This is a genomic window from Enterobacter sp. S-33 (assembly GCF_028735835.1).
Lineage (GTDB): Bacteria > Pseudomonadota > Gammaproteobacteria > Enterobacterales > Enterobacteriaceae > Enterobacter > Enterobacter vonholyi.
Genome location: NZ_CP117838.1, coordinates 2888712 through 2907418, shown reverse-complemented (window position 1 = coordinate 2907418; position 18707 = coordinate 2888712). Strand labels below are relative to the sequence as shown.

The window sequence follows — 18707 nt, the reverse complement described above, 5'->3', positions numbered from 1 at the left end:
GGACGTTGCATCCGCCCGTCCCCGAAAAGCCGTAAGGAATAAGATGAGGGCACCGCGAAGCGGCGATTTTCTTGCCGGGAGCCGGGATTGTTAAGGGGGCGGCGATAGCCCCCTTAACACGTTCACCGCAGCGGGCAAAACAGGTAGCAGAAGAGTATTAGTGAACGGAATTATCCCCCGCTATTACATAGAAAATGGACTTGCCATTGAGATATAAATTCAACCCACTTCCGGCAGCATCCCTGCTGCAATCAACACCTGCACCAGAATAATCACCACCCCGCAGCCAAACACAACGCACAGCAGCGGTTTTCCGCCCGCCACGCGGTACCCCTGCTGAGGGTGCTGCTGACGGCTTTTCCATGCCAGAAGGGAAGGGAGGAGGAGGGCAAGGATCGAGAGCGCTACCCCTGCGTACCCCAGCGCCATCACAAACCCGCGCGGGTAAAACAGCGCGAACGCCAGCGGTGGCAGGAAGGTGATTGCGCCCGTCTGTAAGCGTCCCGCGGCGGTATTGCGACGCTGGAACAGGTCGGCCAGGTAATCAAACAGGCCGAGCGCCACGCCCAGGAACGAGGTTGCCAGCGCCAGGTCGGCAAACAGGTGTACCGCCAGCTCAACGTGCGGGGAGGTGACGACCTCGCGCAGGGCGAGCAGAAAACCGTTCAGGCCAGCGTGTTGCGCCATAAGCCCAATAAAGGTTGAAGAGTCAATGCTGCCCAGCGTCACCAGCTGCCAGAAAATATAGGCGATCAGCGGGATCGCGCTGCCGATAACAAAAACGCGGCGCAGCTTGCGGATATCGCCGTTCATATAGCTGACGATGCTCGGCACGCTGCCGTGGAAGCCAAACGAGGTGAAAATGACCGGGATAGCGGAGAGAGCCAGACCTTTTTCCAGCGGCAGCGTAAGCAGGTTGACCTTGTGCACGTGCGGGGCCAGCAGCACCAGCATGATAATGAGGAAGAGAATTTTGGCGCTGAACAGAAAGCGGTTAAACAGATCGACCAGCGACGTTCCCACGCAGACCACGCCGCCACCGATGAGTGCAAAGAAGATGGCGCCCGTTGCAGGGGTAATGTCAGAGCCAAACCAGTCGTTGACGCTGGAGGCGATCAATTCCCCGGCGCCGCTAATGTAAGCGGCGGTCAGGGCGTACATCAGGAACATCATGCTAAAGCCGGTTATCCACTGGCCGTAGCGTCCCAGATAGCGCGCCGCAAGCGAACCCAGACCGGTGTCGGCGGGCACGTGCTGGTAAACCTCAAGCAGCAGCAGGGCGGTGTAACACATCAGCGCCCAGAGCGTTCCCAGCAGCAGCAGGGTCATGCCAAATCCCACGCCCGCGGCTGCCAGTGGCATTGCCAGCATTCCTGCGCCAATCGTCGTTCCGGCGACGATAAAAATACTTCCCAGGGTTCTGTTTTTCACGCTTTCCTCTACAACGATGCTTAACCGCGACAAAATCTGCGGCGCAGAGTAAGGGAAAAGCCGTAGTTCGTCAAATCACCGTTACAACTAGTGTAATGAATGGTTTACGAAATGATGACCCTCTGATCCTTTATAGGCCTCTCCCTACTTCATAAGGGCAATGTTGCTGCGCGACGTTCCGGCGTAACGTAAACACTAAGTATAAATTATCAAATTAAGTGAGGGTTTTATGGCAGGTGAGAATCCTTTTACCGCGGCGTGGAGTCGGGGAGGTAACCTGTTGTGCCATGGCCACTGGATAATCAGCTGGCAAAACCAGCCCCTGAACCTTCCCGAATCCCGGCGCGAAAAGGATATGGGCACCTGGGCAATCTATTCGGTTATTGATCCTGAAGATGAAACTTTTGCGCAAGGCTTACAGGAAGATGAGTGGATAATCGAGAATGTCGACTGGTTGACGGATATGTTCTACGAGAGGGGGATTCCGCTGGAGACGGCCAGTTACCGCTATTTTTACCAGGCCGTGAATCCCCACGACTGGCGCTGCACCAGCTGTGCCGGGTGTATGTAAATTAACGCGGTGCAGGGAACCCGCACCGCGCTGATATTAATTCTGCGTATCAAGCGTGGAAAGTTCTTTATCAATAAAGTAAAGACCTTCGCCGGATTTCCCCACCAGCGATAATTTATCCAGCACGGATTTAAACAGCTTCTCTTCTTCGTGTTGTTCAGCGACGTACCACTGCAGGAAATTAAAGGTTGGATAATCCTGGCTGGTCATCGCAGCATGAACCAGTTCGTTAATTTTCTGGGTGATCAGCTGCTCGTGCTCGTAGGTGGCGCGGAACAGTTCATCGAGGGAATTATACTCAGCAAACGGTGAGGCCACGGTTTCAATGCGCGGCAGGCTGCCCGTATCCGTAAGATAATCAAACAGACGCTGCATGTGGGTCATCTCTTCCTGAGCGTGACGACGCAGAAACGCGGCCGCACCTTCGAAGCTGTGGTAGCTGCACCAGGCGCTCATCTGCTGGTAGAGCAGGGATGAAAAAAGCTCAAGATTCATTTGTGCGTTGAGCTTGTCGATCATTTCAGTTTTCAGCATGTTGACGCTCCGGATTATTATTTCTGGTCCACAATGAGCGACACTATAATTTGTTATTTAATTATTTGCAAAACGTAAAATTATTATTTTATTTATTCAAAATACGAATGGGAATAAAACGCATTGGCGATTTTTATAATGTATTAATGAGAATTATTTTTGTTCGTAATGAAATAAACTGCCAGCACACGCTGGCAGCTTCGATTAATACCACGGATTATTTGACTTAGGATTAACGGCGTAACCCATACATTTGTACTGGATAGTCACGCTCTCGTTCAGGCACAGAGAACCGCTTGTCAGGGTACAGGTTTTAATGGGCTGACCATAGGCTGAGGCGGTAGCATACCCCATGCTCTGACACGCTTTTACCGCCGTGCCGTTATTCACATACTCATCGGAATATGCATTTTGCAGCGCTGCCTGGCCGTAGTCGAGGCGGACGATGCCGTTTGGGGCATCGAGGCTGCTGACTTCAGCCTGGCGGTTAATACTACACCCCGCGAGCAGCAGGATTGTGCCGGCTACAATGACTCTTTTCATGGTTCGCTCTGAGTGGATGGAAATACGTTATCGTACCCGCAGATGCCCGCTGCAATGCCTGGAATAGCCAGACAATCTGCCCTCACTCTTTGCAACGGGTCCGGGATGAACGCTGTCAGGCCACATGCGGATAAAATTGTGATACATGTCACAAAAATATTGATTTTTGTGACAATGGTCATATTATAGGCACGTTGACAATAAAGTTGTATAACAAGTTAATGGAGCCTCATCGTGAAACTGCGCAAAATCCTCAAAAGCATGTGGGCCAATTACTGCCGCACGTTCAAAGACGTGCCGCCGGGCGCCATGTTCTGATAAAAAACCTGCTTCGGCAGGTTTTTTTATACCTGCAGGCGTTGAAGGGGAGATGTCAGGGGGCGTGTTTTGGTACTATGGCGGCCTTTAAATAAGGAGAAAGCCCCCATGTCACAAAACCTGAGCGCCGATCAGGAACTTGTCTCTGACGTTGTCGCCTGTCAGCTGGTTATCAAACAAATCCTTGATGTTCTGGACGTGATTGCGCCGGTCGAAGTGCGCGAGAAGATGTCTACCCAGCTCAAAAACATCGATTTCGCCAGCCATCCTGCTGCCGCAGATCCGGTAACGCTTCGTGCGATCCAGAAAGCCATCGCGCTGATCGAACTGCGATTCACGCCGCAGGGTGAATCCCACTAAAGCAGGGAAATGGGCGACGGTACGTGTCGCCCTTTGATGCTGTCAGAAGAACGTCTGGACCAGCAGGTAGCTCGCCGCGCACGCGCAGCTCACGCCAATCAGCCCTGGCAAAATGAAGCTGTGGTTGATGATAAATTTCCCGATGCGGGTCGTGCCTGACCGGTCAAAGCCGATGCAGGCCAAATCACTTGGATAGGTTGGCAGCACAAAATAGCCGTATGATGCCGGGAAAAAGGCGATCAGCATTTTCGGGTCGATGCCCAGCATGAGGCCCATAGGCGCAACGGCCGTCAGCGCCGCCGCCTGGCTGTTCACCAGTTTTGACACCAGAAACAGTACAATGGCATACGTCCACGGGTGGCTTTTCACCACGCCTTCCAGCGCCAGCTTTAACTCCTCGAGATGTGCCTGAAAAAAGGTATCGCTCATCCACGCCACGCCGAACACCGAGAAGATCGCGACCATACCGGCTTTGAACACCGCGCCGTTGGAAATGGCCGACGCATTGACCTTGCAGGCCATCAGCATCACCGCGCCCGCAATTAACATCATCATCTGAATGACAAGGTTCATCGACAGCGCCGTCATTTTACCTTTCACTTCAAAGGCAGGGCGCAGTTCAGGGAATGCCCCCAGCAAAACGACCAGGGCAATACCGGCAAAGAAAATCCACGTGGACCAGTAGGCCTGTTTAGGAAAACGTTGATTCATTAACGTCTCCGTTCCGCCGTAGATAAATTCGCGCTGCTTGGGATCTTTCAGCTTTTCCTGAAACTCCATGTCATCGGCCAGATCTTTCCCACGGCGTAAGCTCCACAGGGCCGCTATGGCCACGCCAAAAAGTGAAGCGGGAACCGAGACGGCAAGTATTTCCAGGATCCCCCACGCGTGGCCGAGCCCATGCTGGGCCGCCAGGATGGAGACCAGCGACACGACGGCAACGGAAACGGGGGAGGCCGTGATCGCCATCTGCGATGCGACCGATGCCACGGCCATAGGGCGCTCCGGGCGGATCCCTTTTTTCAGGGCGATATCCGCAATGATGGGGAACATGGTGTAGACCACATGCCCGGTGCCGCACAGAAAGGTTAGCATCCAGGTGGTGAAAGGGGCGAGCAGGGTGATGTGCTGCGGGTGTTTGCGCAGAAGACGTTCAGCAAACTGCATCATGACGTTGAGACCGCCCGCCGTTTGCAGGGTAGCGGCACAGCCAATCACCGCAAGGATGGTCAGCATAACGTCAACCGGCGGTTTACCCGGCTGCAGACCAAAGACAAAACATAAAATAAAAAGACCAATACCGCTGATTAACCCAAGCCCCATTCCGCCGAAACGCGTACCCGTCAGCAGGCAGAGGAGAATGACAACAAACTCAATGGTGATCATGATGCTCCCTCGTCAATGATTATGTAACTAAATAAATCATCACACGTTGTGTGGTTAATCATTGGGAGCCAGATCTGATTTGTTAAATTTCAGCAAAAGCAGAAGGTTGGAGACGTGAAGGGAGCCTGCTCCTCCGGATAGGAGCAGGCCAAAAAACTCAGTGGTGCTGCACCGCCACGATGTCGAGCAGATGACGGTCGGTTTGCTCAGGACATAAACCCGCCTGCTGCGCATTATGGATCTCATCCGCCAGCGTCTTCAGCAGAAGGCCATCCTGCTGCTGCTCTTTATCCATATCGCGTAAGAATCTGAGCGTCGTAATGTCCTGCTGCGCTTTGGCTTCATCGGCCAGTTTGCTGAGGGTGCTGCAGCGTTGTTCATACTCTTCAAGCGTTTTCTGAAACAGTTCTTCCAGGCAAGAGTAGTTCTCGTTGATCCCATCAAGAGCTTTAACGACAGGATTTGCCCCTGCGGCTTTCAGGAAGTTAAAGACACGCATCATATGAGTGACGTTACTTTGCGCCTGAGAGCGAAAGAATGTGGCAGATCCCGTGAGGCTATTCTCGGCACACCATGCACTTAAGTGAAGGTGCAGATTCGAGGCGTAGAACTCAAGGTTCATCTGCGCGTTAAGTTTTTGCATCATCGTTTGGGTAGCCATACTCATATCCTTATTGACTGTGGGACGTGATGTCCGTTGCTTAACCTGAGCGCCAGGCAAATATGAAGAAAAGAGCAGAAATACACATTCTGCCGTGACCGAAGTCGACCGAAATACACTTCCTGTGTTCGATATAAATAAGCATACCCTTGTCTGTGGTCTAAGAAAACTCTTAATTAGGCTGTGTTTACCATACATTACAAAGCTTAATATAGTACAGAAAAGCAATTAGCTCGCCATGAAGTGAGTGCTTTTTAAGTGTCTAAATATTAAGGTTTTTTACTGAGGTGGCACACTGTTACTCTTTCGAAAATATTAAGTTGGAATAATGCTCCGTGAAAAAGAGAAATACGGCTTAATCGTTTCGAATATATGATGTGCCAATAAAATTGCGCTAAATCAAATTCTGCGGAATAACGTTTTTCCGGGTGCGTTATACATTCTTGATAAAACAGCATGTGAACCCGTTTAACGCCAGGCGCCGTTTTGCCCGCTGAGGAGCATCAGGGATATCTTAGCTAATCTTATGGATAATTCTGCTTAACCCCCTTCTATTTGTCTGACAAATACTGCCTTTTTTATGTCATTTTTCGCTGAATTTATGTACGCAATTACTGTAATTCTGCGGTGTGATGGGGCTCTCTTATGGATGATTAATTTCCCGCTAAAACTATCACCAGCAATAACGCTTATGACGAGGTAAGCGCTAATGCCTTGTTTTAAGTCCGATTAAATTAGAAGCACGCACATCTTCCCTACAGAAAAGAATGCTAAAGCTGGAGTTTACCATGCACAAATTTACTAAAGCGCTGGCGGCCATCGGTCTGGCTGCCGTTATGTCACAATCCGCTATCGCTGAGAATTTAAAACTCGGTTTTTTGGTAAAACAGCCCGAAGAGCCCTGGTTCCAGACTGAGTGGAAATTCGCTGATAAAGCCGGGAAAGATTTAGGTTTTGAAGTCATTAAAATCGCCGTGCCTGACGGCGAAAAAACACTGAACGCCATCGACAGCCTTGCGGCCAGCGGTGCAAAAGGTTTCGTTATCTGTACCCCTGATCCAAAGCTGGGATCGGCGATTGCGGCGAAGGCGCGCGGTTACGACATGAAGGTCATCGCGGTTGACGATCAGTTCGTTAACGCTAAAGGCAAGCCGATGGATACCGTCCCGCTGGTCATGATGGCGGCGACAAAAATCGGCGAACGCCAGGGTCAGGAGCTCTATAAAGAGATGCAAAAGCGCGGCTGGGATGTCAAAGAGACCGCGGTGATGGCTATCACGGCTGACGAGCTGGACACCGCACGTCGTCGTACTACCGGTTCAATGGATGCGCTGAAAGCGGCCGGCTTCCCGGAAAAACAGATCTATAAGGTCCCAACCAAATCCAACGATATCCCAGGCGCTTTCGACGCCGCGAACTCTATGCTCGTCCAGCATCCGGAGGTCAAACACTGGCTGGTGGTCGGCATGAACGACAACACCGTGCTGGGCGGGGTACGCGCGACGGAAGGCCAGGGCTTCAAAGCGCCTGACGTGATCGGGATTGGCATCAACGGCGTTGACGCCGTCAGCGAGCTGTCCAAAGCGCAGGCTACCGGTTTCTACGGTTCTCTGCTGCCAAGCCCGGACGTTCACGGCTACAAATCCAGTGAGATGCTCTACAACTGGGTCACCAAAGGGGCCGAACCGCCGAAATTTACCGAAGTGACCGACGTGGTGCTGATCACCCGCGACAACTTCAAAGAGGAGTTGGCGAAAAAAGGACTGGGCGGTAAGTAATACGCTGTGATTGCGCCCCTCATACATCGTGAGGGGCCAGACGTACACACTACAGGAATCACGGAGACGTTATGCGACAGTCTGATCCGTATCTCTCTTTTCGCGGCATCGGGAAAACCTTCCCCGGTGTTAACGCGCTGACCGATATCAGCTTCGACTGCTATGCCGGCCAGGTTCACGCCCTGATGGGGGAAAACGGCGCGGGTAAATCCACGCTGTTGAAGATCCTCAGCGGCAACTACGCGCCCACGACCGGCACGCTGGCCATTCGCGGCGAAGAGGTGGCGTTTGCCGATACCACGGCGGCGCTCAATGCAGGGGTTGCCATTATCTATCAGGAGCTGCACCTCATCCCTGAGATGACCGTGGCGGAAAATATCTATCTAGGACAGCTCCCGCATAAAGGCGGCGTGGTGAATCGTTCGCTACTTAATTATGAAGCGGGGCTGCAGCTTAAACACCTGGGTCTGGACGTCGATCCCCAGACGCCGCTGAAATATCTCTCCATCGGCCAGTGGCAGATGGTTGAAATTGCCAAGGCGCTGGCGCGTAACGCCAGAATTATTGCCTTTGATGAACCCACCAGTTCGCTCTCTAAGCGTGAAATCGAAAATCTGTTCCGCGTGATCCGCGAATTGCGTCAGGAAGGCCGTACGATCCTGTACGTTTCGCACCGAATGGAAGAGATTTTTGCCCTGAGCGATGCCATCACCGTGTTTAAAGATGGATGCTATGTGCGCACCTTTACCGACATGGCGCAGGTGAACCATGACCAGCTGGTTCAGGCAATGGTCGGACGCGAGCTGGGTGACATCTATCACTGGCAGCCGCGCCAGTACGGTCCGGAACGCCTGCGCCTGGATAGCGTAAAAGCACCGGGCGTCAGAACGCCGATTTCGTTATCGGTTCGCAGCGGCGAAATCGTCGGCCTGTTTGGTCTGGTGGGCGCGGGGCGTAGTGAATTAATGAAAGGCTTGTTCGGCGGCACTCGTATTACCGATGGCCAGGTCTCCATTGACGGCGAGCGGATAGATATTCAGAAACCGGCCCACGCGATCGGGGCGGGCATGATGCTCTGCCCGGAAGACCGTAAAGCAGAGGGGATCATTCCGGTGCATTCGGTACGCGACAACATCAATATTTCCGCTCGCCGCAAGTTTATTCGCGCAGGCTGCCTGATAAACGATAGCTGGGAGTCGAGCAATGCCGACCACCATATTCGCTCGCTGAATATCAAAACGCCGGGTCCGGAACAGCTGATCATGAATCTTTCCGGCGGAAATCAGCAGAAAGCCATTTTAGGCCGCTGGCTGTCAGAGGATATGAAGGTGATTTTGCTGGACGAGCCGACGCGGGGTATCGATGTGGGGGCAAAACACGAGATCTATAACGTGATCTATGAACTGGCAAAACGCGGCGTGGCGGTGCTCTTCGCCTCCAGCGATCTGCCGGAGGTGCTTGGCGTGGCCGACCGCATTGTGGTGATGCGTGAAGGCGAAATTGCCGGTGAATTACTTCATGAACAGGCGAATGAACAACAGGCGTTGAATCTCGCCATGCCTAAAGTCAGCCAGGCTGTCGCCTGAGTAAGGAGTTAATGATGTCCTCTGTTACTACATCCGGGGCGCCGAAATCGAAATCGGCGCTGAGTTTTGGGCGTATCTGGGATCAGTACGGCATGCTGGTCGTCTTTGCCGCGCTGTTCCTCGCCTGTGCTATTTTCGTCCCTAATTTTGCCACCTTCATTAATATGAAGGGGCTGGGGCTAGCTATTTCCATGTCCGGGATGGTGGCCTGCGGTATGCTGTTCTGTCTGGCCTCCGGCGATTTTGACCTGTCGGTGGCGTCGGTGATTGCCTGTGCGGGCGTCACGACGGCCGTGGTAATCAACATGACGGAGAGCCTGTGGATTGGCGTCCTGGCCGGACTGCTGCTCGGCGTCATCAGCGGTCTGGTGAACGGTTTTGTTATCGCTCGCCTGAAGATTAACGCCCTGATAACCACGCTTGCGACAATGCAAATTGTCCGCGGGCTGGCCTACATCATCTCCGACGGTAAAGCCGTGGGGATTGAAGACGAGCGCTTCTTTACCCTGGGTTACGCCAACTGGCTGGGTCTGCCCGCGCCTATCTGGCTGACCGTGGCCTGCCTGATCCTGTTCGGCTTCCTGCTTAACCGGACCACCTTTGGCCGTAATACGCTGGCGATTGGCGGTAACGAAGAGGCGGCACGCCTGGCAGGGGTACCGGTGGTGCGAACCAAGATTATTATCTTTGTGCTCTCAGGGCTGGTTTCTGCCGCCGCGGGGATTATTCTGGCTTCGCGTATGACCAGCGGCCAGCCGATGACCTCTATCGGTTATGAGCTGATCGTCATTTCGGCCTGCGTTTTAGGGGGCGTTTCCCTCAAGGGAGGCATCGGAAAAATCTCATATGTTGTGGCCGGTATCCTGATTTTAGGCACGGTGGAGAACGCCATGAACCTGCTGAATATTTCGCCGTTCTCTCAGTACGTGGTCCGTGGCCTGATCCTGCTGGCAGCGGTGATTTTCGACCGTTACAAGCAAAAAGCGAAGCGTACCGTGTAACCCTTTTTTCCGTCTTTTATTGCTCAACTTATAACCATAGTTGACCCCTGAACCGCCCCGCCAGTAAAACTGGCGGGGCGGTTGTCAAATGGCGAGCCACGTCACACTGTCTATACTTACATGGCTATGAAAGAGGTAAAGGCGTTTACCTCTCGTAAACCGTAAGGAGGAAAAGGGTGGCTGACATGTTAACCGCACCGCCTGTACTGCCCGGACATTATGCTTTCTTTTTTGATCTCGACGGCACGCTCGCCGGGATAAAACCGCACCCCGATCAGGTGTCTATTCCGGAGGCGGTGTTACAGGATTTGCATCAGCTCTCGCTCATGAACGAGGGAGCACTGGCATTGATATCAGGGCGCTCAATGGCCGAGCTGGATATGCTCGCCAGTCCTTACCACTTTCCGCTGGCCGGTGTACACGGAGCGGAGCGCCGCGACATCCATGATCACACGCATATCGTTTCACTCCCCGACGCACTCACGCAAACGCTGCATAAGCAGCTCTCTGCGGCGCTGGCCGTACTGCCTGGCACCGAGCTGGAAGCCAAAGGCATGGCCTTTGCCCTGCATTATCGTCAGGCGCCGCAGCACGAAGATGCCGTGCTCGCGCTTGCTCATACGGTTGCGGATGCACATCCACAGCTGGCGCTGCAGCCGGGCAAATGCGTAGTCGAGTTAAAACCGAAGGGGATTAATAAAGGTGCAGCCATCGCCGCATTTATGGCGGAGGCACCATTTAAGGGCCGGACGCCTGTTTTCTTAGGGGATGACCTGACCGATGAGGCCGGGTTTCGCGTGGTGAATCAGGCCGGAGGTATCGCCGTCAAGGTGGGGCCTGGTGACACCGTTGCCCAATGGCGACTGGCGGATGTCGCGAGCGTCTGGCAGTGGATATCTGACATCGCTAACCAGCAACAACAACAAATAGCGCAAAGCAAAGGGGGAAACCATTATGGGTCGCTTAGTCGTCGTCTCTAACCGAATCGCACCGCCTGATGACAAAAAAGCCAGTGCAGGTGGCCTGGCGGTAGGGGTGTTAGGTGCCTTGAAAGCCGCTGGCGGGCTGTGGTTTGGCTGGAGTGGGGAAATCAGTGAAGAAGAGAAGCCGCTTAAAAAGGTGACGCGCGGAAACATTACGTGGGCTTCATTTGCATTAAAAGAGAAAGACTATGACGAGTATTACTCGCAGTTCTCGAATGCCGTCCTGTGGCCCGCGTTTCACTATCGTCTTGACCTGGTCAAATTTCAGCGTGAATCCTTCGAAGGCTACTCGCGCGTGAATGCGCTGCTGGCGGATAAACTGCTGCCATTAATAGAAGAAGACGATATTTTATGGATCCACGATTATCACCTGCTACCCTTCGCGAGAGAGCTGCGAAAGAGGGGGGTGAATAACCGGATTGGCTTCTTCCTGCACATTCCTTTTCCGACGCCGGAAATTTTTACCGCGCTGCCGCCGCATGAAGAGCTGCTGGAGGCGCTGTGTGACTACGATTTGCTTGGCTTCCAGACGGAAAATGACCGCCTGGCATTCCTTGACTCCGTATCAGGGAAAGCGCGTCTGGTGACAAAAGGCGGGAAAACTCACACGGCCTGGGGGAAAACCTTCCACACTGAGGTGTATCCAATAGGAATTGAACCAGACGAGATCGCGGAGCAGGCCTCAGGTCCGCTGCCGCCGAAGCTTGCGCAGCTTAAGAATGAACTTAAGCACGTGAAAAATATCTTCTCGGTTGAGCGTCTTGACTATTCCAAAGGGCTGCCGGAACGCTTCCTGGCGTATGAAACGCTGCTGGATAAATATCCGCAGCACCACGGTAAAATCCGCTATACCCAGATCGCGCCGACGTCGCGCGGTGAGGTTCAGGCCTATCAGGATATTCGCCACCAGCTGGAAACAGAGGCAGGGCGCATAAATGGCCGCTACGGCCAGCTGGGCTGGACGCCGCTCTTTTACCTGAATCAGCACTTTGACCGTAAGATCCTGATGAAGGTTTTCCGCTATGCGGACGTTGGGCTGGTCACGCCGCTGCGCGACGGGATGAACCTGGTGGCGAAAGAGTATGTGGCGGCCCAGGATCCTGCCGACCCGGGGGTTCTGGTGCTTTCCCAGTTTGCCGGGGCTGCAAATGAGCTCACGTCTGCGCTTATTGTTAACCCTTACGACAGGGATGACGTAGCTAACGCGCTGAATCGCGCCCTGACAATGCCGCTCACGGAACGTATTTCACGCCATGCCGACATGATGGAGACGATCCGGAAGAACGACATTAACCACTGGCAGGCGCGTTTTATTCAGGATCTCCGGGATATCGCTCCGCAAAGCCATGAAGGCAATCTGCAAAAAAAGATCGCGACCTTCCCTAAACTTGCCTGATTTTCCGCTGGGGGGTTAATTCCCCCCAAGCGGTACTAACAGAACATCGACCTGGCTTGATGCGACAATAGATTTCGCCGCGCAGGCTGCGCGCGAAAAAAAGCTGTGGTTATGATTCCCGCAAATCACTAAATCAATATTTTGTTTGCGACACATGTCGAGAATATGGGCGTTAAGCTCCCCGGTCGCAATAATTGTCTCATAAACCGGATATTGTGCCTTTTCCACTAATTCACGCAGAAATTGCTGCGTTTCTTCCTGCAGAACCTCACGAATATCCTCCAGCATGGGGGCAGCCAGCTGATTATACATCTCAGGCTCTGCGGCGAGTGTGATGAGGCTGATGCGGGCATTGTGGGGCCTGGCAATGGAAACGGCTCTGGTGACGAGCTGATGGCTTTCGGGAGAAACTGCTACAGAAACAAGAAGATGGGAGTAACTCATGGCGCACTCCTTAGATGTCTGAAAGACAGCGTTTAACCACCTTTACCGCGAAATCTCCACTTCTGCAAGAGCTGAATGCGACATTAGTGTGAAGCTTATCATAATTATTCATTAATTATTCTTATAAGAAGAATAACTGAAAAATGCGCCTAAATGAAAAAAATTAACAACTTAACGAACATCACACAAATGCATGTTTTCAATGTTTAATCCTTCTTAAGCGTTACAAAGTCATTTCTAATAATTTCAGTGTGAAACAGTGTTTTGAGGCTGTCCTCATAACTCTCTGTTTTTTCACGGTAAGAAAAATGTATTACGCAGAGTCAACTGGCGTGAATGTTTCAGACAGAGGTTCATGACAGAGCAAGCATGTAACGTGCCAGTTCCTTTAAGCCATCTGCATGAGTATTCGTCATTTAAGAATACAAAACAGTTCCAATTGGCTAATAAGTGAGCAAATTACAAGTCATACTGATGGATTTATGGGTCATATTCGCTTAAATTATGTGATGTGCGTCACATTTTTTTTAAATTTGAGGGTGGCTGGATTGTATGTGGCAAAACTGACGAGTAGAGTTTGCGTCGAATTAGGAAAAATCTTAGTTATTTGTAAGAAATGATAAAACACGTAAGAGACGCATCCGCGGTTTCTCTCTTACGGTTTCAGTGAATACAAACCTAAATTCAACTATGCATTTAGCCTTTTCTTTTTTATACCGGGTGATTTCCCGGCGACATCACGGGGTGCGGTCTTTCCGCATAAAAATAATAGTTGGTTATTCGGGATGGGAACAATGCATACATCCGAGTTGCTAAAACATATCTATGACATCAATTTGTCGTATTTACTGCTCGCGCAGCGTTTGATTAGTCAGGACAAGGCGTCCGCGATGTTTCGTCTGGGTATTAACGAAGAAATGGCAACCATGCTGGGCGGCTTAACCCTCCCGCAGATGGTTAAACTGGCTGAAACGAATCAACTGGTTTGCCAGTTCCGTTTCGATGATTCACAGACAATAACGCGTCTGACGCAGGAGTCCCGTGTAGACGATCTTCAACAGATCCATACCGGTATTCTTCTTTCCACTCGCTTGCTTAACGAAATCAGCCAGCCTGATGACGTAGCCCGTAAGAAAAGGGCCTAGCAATGAGCGAGAAAAGCATTGTTCAGGAAGCGCGTGACATACAGTTGGCCATGGAGCTGATTACACTGGGTGCTCGTTTACAAATGCTGGAAAGCGAGACTCAGTTGAGCCGTGGTCGTCTCATCAAACTGTACAAAGAGTTACGTGGTAGTCCCCCGCCGAAAGGCATGCTGCCGTTTTCTACCGACTGGTTTATGACGTGGGAGCAGAATATTCACGCTTCCATGTTCTGTAATGCCTGGCAGTATCTTCTCAAAACCGGTTTGTGTAGCGGCGTTGACGCCGTGATCAAAGCATACAAACTTTACCTTGAACAATGCCCACAGCAGGAAGAAGGCCCTCTGCTGGCGCTGACCCGCGCATGGACGCTGGTGCGTTTTGTTGAGAGCGGAATGCTTGAACTGTCGCGCTGCAACTGCTGCGATGGCAATTTTATTACCCATGCTCATCAACCTGCAGGCAGCTTCGCCTGTAGTTTATGTCAGCCTCCATCCCGCGCAGTAAAAAGACGTAAACTTTCCCGGGATGCTGCCGATATTATTCCACAACTGCTGGATGAACAGATCGAACAGGCTGTTTAACCCGAACGTGTGGGAAAGATTCCAGCAGCGGTAAGCAATTACCGCTGCTTTTTTTTACCCCGCAATCGGTCAACGCTGCGAGCTGGACATCCTTGCCATAGTCACTAGCGGAAGGATGATGTCGTGCTTATCTTATTAGGTTACCTGGTAGTTCTCGGTACAGTTTTCGGCGGTTACATGATGACCGGCGGGCACCTTGGAGCACTCTATCAACCGGCTGAACTTATTATCATCGGCGGCGCAGGGGTAGGGGCTTTTATCGTTGGTAACAACGGTAAATCGATCAAGGGCACGCTGAAAGCAATTCCGTTGCTGTTCCGTCGCTCGAAATACACGAAAAGCATGTATATGGATCTGCTGGCACTGCTCTATCGCCTGATGGCGAAGTCGCGTCAGCAGGGCATGTTCTCGCTTGAACGGGATATCGAAAACCCGAAAGAGAGCGAAATTTTTGCCAGCTATCCGCGCATTCTTGCTGACGCCATGATGCTGGATTTCATCGTCGACTATCTGCGACTGATCATCAGCGGCAACATGAATACCTTCGAAATCGAAGCGCTGATGGACGAAGAGATCGAAACCCACGAAAGCGAATCAGAAGTGCCGGCCAATAGCCTGGCGCTGGTCGGCGACTCGCTTCCGGCATTCGGTATCGTTGCAGCGGTGATGGGGGTGGTTCACGCCCTGGCCTCGGCAGACCGTCCGGCAGCCGAGCTCGGTGCGCTGATTGCCCACGCGATGGTGGGAACCTTCCTCGGTATTTTGCTGGCGTACGGCTTCATCTCTCCGCTGGCAAGCGTTCTGCGCCAGAAGAGCGCCGAAACCACCAAAATGATGCAGTGCGTGAAGATTACGCTGCTCTCTAACCTCAACGGTTACGCGCCACCGATCGCGGTTGAGTTTGGCCGTAAAACGCTTTACTCCAGCGAGCGTCCGTCGTTTATCGAGCTTGAAGAACACGTGCGTGCGGTGAAAAACCCAAACCAACAGACGACAACTGAGGACGCATGAAAAACCAGTCCCATCCGATCGTCATCGTAAAAAAACGCAAGCACAAGGGCGGCGGGCATGGCGCACACGGCTCGTGGAAAATTGCGTACGCCGACTTTATGACGGCAATGATGGCGTTCTTTCTGGTGATGTGGCTGATCTCCATCTCCAGCCCAAAAGAACTGATCCAGATTGCCGAATATTTCCGCACGCCGCTGGCAACGGCGGTAGCCGGCGGGCCGCGTATCTCTAACAGCGACAGCCCGATCCCGGGCGGCGGCGATGATTACACCCAGCAGAAGGGTGAGGTGAAAAAAGAGCCGAACATCGACGAGCTGAAAAGAAAGATGGAGCAGGCGCGCCTGAAGAAACTGCGTGGCGATCTCGATCAGCTGATTGAAGCAGATCCGAAACTGCGCGCGCTGCGCCCGCATCTGAAGATCGACCTGGTGCAGGAAGGACTGCGTATTCAGATTATCGACAGCCAGAACCGCCCAATGTTTAAAACCGGGAGTGCGGAAGTCGAACCGTATATGCGCGACATTCTGCGTGCCATTGCACCGGTGCTGAACGGCATTCCTAACCGAATCAGCCTGTCAGGACACACGGATGATTTCCCGTACGCCAGTGGGGAGAAGGGATACAGCAACTGGGAGCTTTCTGCCGATCGTGCCAACGCCTCGCGTCGCGAGCTGGTGGTAGGTGGGCTTGATGATGGCAAGGTACTGCGCGTAGTCGGCATGGCCGCAACCATGCGCGTTTCCGACCGCGGGCCGGATGATGCCATCAACCGTCGTATCAGTCTTTTAGTGCTGAACCAGCAGGCGGAGCAGGCCATCCTGCATGAAAACGCCGAAAGTCAGAATGAGTCACTGGACGATTTAAAACAGCCTGGGGCCGTTCCTTCGGCTGCCGTTCCAACATCGCCACCAGCCAATCCGAGGTGATAGCGTGAGCATGGATATTAGCGATTTTTACCAGACATTCTTTGATGAAGCCGACGAATTGTTGGCCGATATGGAGCAACACTTGCTCGATTTGGTGCCCGAAGCACCGGACTCCGAGCAGCTCAATGCCATCTTCCGTGCGGCGCACTCTATTAAAGGCGGAGCCGGAACGTTTGGATTTACCATCCTGCAGGAAACGACCCATTTAATGGAAAACCTGCTTGATGAAGCGCGACGCGGTGAGATGCAGCTCAATACCGACATTATCAACCTGTTTTTGGAAACCAAAGATATTATGCAGGAACAGCTCGACGCCTATAAAAGTTCGGCAGAGCCTGATGCCGCCAGCTTTGAATACATCTGCAATGCGCTGCGCCAGCTCGCCCTGGAAGCAAAAGGTGAGGTCGCTGCAGCCGTTGTCCCTGCGGCGAAACTGAGCGTTGTCGATGCTGTTGCTGTCGATGAGGCCGCGCCAGCCGCTGCACAGGCGGGAAAACTGCGCGTTGTGCTGTCACGCCTCAAAGAGAATGAAGTTAACCTGCTGGAAGAAGAGCTGGGCAACCTGGCGAAGTTAAGCAACGTGGTAAAAGGCAAAGACAGCCTGGCCGCGACGCTTGATGACGGTATTGGCCAGGACGATATCGTAGCGGTGTTGTGCTTTGTGATTGAAGCTGACCAGATTGCTTTCGAAACCGAAACTGCTGCGGTTGACGCCCCTGCCGCTGCGGAAGAGGTGGCTGTTGTGGCTCAGGCCGCCGCACCGGCTGTGGCATCTGCGGCCCCGGCGCTGAAGGCCGTGCCAAAAGAGGCTGCGGCACCCGGTGGACGTGGTGAGAAACCTGCCGCTCGCTCCAGCGAGTCAACCAGTATCCGCGTTGCCGTTGAGAAGGTTGACCAGCTGATTAACCTGGTTGGCGAACTGGTGATCACCCAGTCGATGCTGGCGCAACGTTCTAACGAACTGGATCCGGTCACGCACGGCGACCTGATTACCAGCATGGGTCAGCTGCAGCGTAACGCCCGCGACCTGCAGGAATCGGTCATGTCCATCCGTATGATGCCGATGGAATATGTCTTCAGCCGCTTCCCGCGTCTGGTCCGCGACCTTGCCAGCAAGCTGAACAAACAAATTGAACTGACCCTGATGGGCAGCTCAACCGAACTGGATAAGAGCCTGATCGAGCGCATTATTGACCCGTTAACGCACCTGGTGCGTAACAGCCTCGACCACGGGATCGAACTGCCGGAAAACCGCATTGCCGCCGGTAAATCCCCGGTCGGCAACCTGATCCTCTCTGCGGAACACCAGGGCGGAAACATCTGCATCGAAGTGACCGACGACGGCGCGGGTCTTAACCGCGAGCGCATCCTGGCAAAAGCGATTTCGCAGGGGATGGCGGTCAATGAAAACATGACCGACGAAGAAGTGGGCATGCTGATCTTCGCGCCGGGCTTCTCTACCGCGGAGCAGGTGACCGACGTCTCCGGACGCGGCGTTGGCATGGACGTGGTGAAACGTAACATCCAGGAGATGGGCGGCCACGTTGAGATCCAGTCTAAACAGGGTTCCGGCACCACCATTCGCATCCTGCTGCCGCTGACGCTGGCGATCCTCGACGGCATGTCGGTCAAAGTGGCGGACGAAGTCTTTATCCTGCCGCTGAACGCCGTGATGGAATCCCTGCAGCCGCGTGAAGAAGATCTGCATCCGCTGGCGGGCGGCGAGCGCGTCCTCGAAGTGCGCGGTGAGTACCTGCCGCTGGTGGAACTGTGGAAAGTGTTCGAAGTGGACGGGGCGAAGACCGAGGCCACGCAGGGCATCGTTGTGATCCTGCAAAGCGCGGGGCGACGCTACGCGCTGCTGGTCGATCAGCTGATTGGTCAGCACCAGGTGGTGGTGAAGAACCTCGAAAGCAACTACCGCAAAGTGCCGGGTATTTCTGCCGCCACCATTCTGGGTGATGGTAGCGTGGCGCTGATCGTCGACGTGTCGGCGCTTCAGGGATTAAATCGTGAACAACGTGTGGCGTACACAGCCGCCTGATTAAGTAG

At 53.1% G+C, this 18707-nt stretch carries 19 protein-coding genes; 13 read left to right on the top strand and 6 right to left on the bottom strand.

Features of this window, described 5'->3' with window-relative positions; translation table 11 throughout:
- Window positions 1-219 precede the first annotated feature (219 nt).
- Window positions 220-1431 carry a tyrosine transporter TyrP gene (tyrP, locus tag PUP35_RS13810; protein ID WP_032658623.1) on the bottom strand — a complete coding sequence of 404 codons (1212 nt, stop codon included), beginning with the start codon at window positions 1429-1431 and terminating at the stop codon, window positions 220-222.
- Window positions 1432-1660: 229 nt separating this feature from the next.
- On the opposite strand from tyrP, the gene PUP35_RS13805 reads away from it, so the two are divergent.
- A complete protein-coding gene (locus PUP35_RS13805; protein ID WP_127731490.1) occupies window positions 1661-2002 on the top strand; it encodes a hypothetical protein in 342 nt (113 codons plus the stop codon).
- Between the two features lie 36 nt (window positions 2003-2038).
- Here the strand turns inward: PUP35_RS13805 and ftnA are convergent, their stop codons facing one another.
- Window positions 2039-2536 (bottom strand): non-heme ferritin, encoded by a 498-nt coding sequence (ftnA, locus tag PUP35_RS13800; protein WP_014884366.1) that lies wholly within the window; start codon window positions 2534-2536, stop codon window positions 2039-2041.
- Between the two features lie 204 nt (window positions 2537-2740).
- Window positions 2741-3079, bottom strand: a complete 339-nt coding sequence (yecR, locus tag PUP35_RS13795) for a YecR family lipoprotein (protein WP_271369388.1) — start codon at window positions 3077-3079, stop codon at window positions 2741-2743.
- 234 nt (window positions 3080-3313) lie between these two features.
- Between yecR and azuC the strand changes: the two genes are divergently transcribed.
- Both azuC and PUP35_RS13785 read left to right on the top strand, forming a co-directional pair.
- Window positions 3314-3397 carry a stress response protein AzuC gene (azuC, locus tag PUP35_RS13790; protein WP_014884364.1) on the top strand — a complete coding sequence of 28 codons (84 nt, stop codon included), beginning with the start codon at window positions 3314-3316 and terminating at the stop codon, window positions 3395-3397.
- 108 nt (window positions 3398-3505) lie between these two features.
- A complete protein-coding gene (locus PUP35_RS13785; protein WP_008500405.1) occupies window positions 3506-3757 on the top strand; it encodes a DUF2766 family protein in 252 nt (83 codons plus the stop codon).
- A gap of 42 nt (window positions 3758-3799) precedes the next feature.
- On the opposite strand, the gene PUP35_RS13780 is transcribed toward PUP35_RS13785, so the two are convergent.
- Together PUP35_RS13780 and PUP35_RS13775 are read right to left on the bottom strand one after the other, a co-directional pair.
- Entirely contained in the window at window positions 3800-5143 is a 1344-nt protein-coding gene (locus tag PUP35_RS13780) for an anaerobic C4-dicarboxylate transporter (RefSeq protein ID WP_274240249.1), read from the bottom strand.
- 157 nt (window positions 5144-5300) lie between these two features.
- Window positions 5301-5804, bottom strand: a complete 504-nt coding sequence (locus tag PUP35_RS13775) for a non-heme ferritin-like protein (protein ID WP_111964842.1) — start codon at window positions 5802-5804, stop codon at window positions 5301-5303.
- 788 nt (window positions 5805-6592) lie between these two features.
- On the opposite strand from PUP35_RS13775, the gene araF reads away from it, so the two are divergent.
- The 5 genes from araF to otsA all read left to right on the top strand — a co-directional run bounded on the left by araF (window position 6593) and on the right by otsA (window position 12548).
- A complete protein-coding gene (araF, locus tag PUP35_RS13770; protein WP_003859687.1) occupies window positions 6593-7582 on the top strand; it encodes an arabinose ABC transporter substrate-binding protein AraF in 990 nt (329 codons plus the stop codon).
- 71 nt (window positions 7583-7653) lie between these two features.
- On the top strand, window positions 7654-9168 hold the full coding sequence (araG, locus tag PUP35_RS13765) for an L-arabinose ABC transporter ATP-binding protein AraG (protein WP_274240248.1): 1515 nt from the start codon (window positions 7654-7656) through the stop codon (window positions 9166-9168).
- Between the two features lie 14 nt (window positions 9169-9182).
- A complete protein-coding gene (araH, locus tag PUP35_RS13760; protein ID WP_023312268.1) occupies window positions 9183-10169 on the top strand; it encodes an L-arabinose ABC transporter permease AraH in 987 nt (328 codons plus the stop codon).
- 176 nt (window positions 10170-10345) lie between these two features.
- Window positions 10346-11149 carry a trehalose-phosphatase gene (gene otsB / locus PUP35_RS13755; protein WP_274240247.1) on the top strand — a complete coding sequence of 268 codons (804 nt, stop codon included), beginning with the start codon at window positions 10346-10348 and terminating at the stop codon, window positions 11147-11149.
- Window positions 11124-12548, top strand: coding sequence for an alpha,alpha-trehalose-phosphate synthase (otsA, locus tag PUP35_RS13750; RefSeq protein ID WP_274240246.1), 1425 nt, complete (start codon window positions 11124-11126; stop codon window positions 12546-12548). Before otsB ends, otsA begins: the two co-directional genes overlap by 26 nt.
- Before the next feature lie 15 nt (window positions 12549-12563).
- On the opposite strand, the gene uspC is transcribed toward otsA, so the two are convergent.
- The gene (gene uspC, locus PUP35_RS13745) at window positions 12564-12992 is read right to left on the bottom strand and encodes a universal stress protein UspC (RefSeq protein WP_274240245.1); all 429 of its coding nucleotides are present in this window, start codon (window positions 12990-12992) and stop codon (window positions 12564-12566) included.
- 794 nt (window positions 12993-13786) lie between these two features.
- On the opposite strand from uspC, the gene flhD reads away from it, so the two are divergent.
- The 5 genes from flhD to cheA all read left to right on the top strand — a co-directional run bounded on the left by flhD (window position 13787) and on the right by cheA (window position 18699).
- The gene (gene flhD / locus PUP35_RS13740; RefSeq protein ID WP_008500415.1) at window positions 13787-14137 is read left to right on the top strand and encodes a flagellar transcriptional regulator FlhD; all 351 of its coding nucleotides are present in this window, start codon (window positions 13787-13789) and stop codon (window positions 14135-14137) included.
- A gap of 2 nt (window positions 14138-14139) precedes the next feature.
- Entirely contained in the window at window positions 14140-14718 is a 579-nt protein-coding gene (gene flhC, locus PUP35_RS13735; RefSeq protein ID WP_013096051.1) for a flagellar transcriptional regulator FlhC, read from the top strand.
- 123 nt (window positions 14719-14841) lie between these two features.
- The gene (gene motA / locus PUP35_RS13730; protein ID WP_008500417.1) at window positions 14842-15729 is read left to right on the top strand and encodes a flagellar motor stator protein MotA; all 888 of its coding nucleotides are present in this window, start codon (window positions 14842-14844) and stop codon (window positions 15727-15729) included.
- Window positions 15726-16655 (top strand): flagellar motor protein MotB, encoded by a 930-nt coding sequence (motB, locus tag PUP35_RS13725; protein ID WP_109845187.1) that lies wholly within the window; start codon window positions 15726-15728, stop codon window positions 16653-16655. The genes motA and motB overlap by 4 nt, the downstream gene beginning before the upstream one ends.
- Window positions 16656-16659: 4 nt before the next feature.
- A complete protein-coding gene (cheA, locus tag PUP35_RS13720; protein WP_271369366.1) occupies window positions 16660-18699 on the top strand; it encodes a chemotaxis protein CheA in 2040 nt (679 codons plus the stop codon).
- Window positions 18700-18707: the final 8 nt, after the last annotated feature.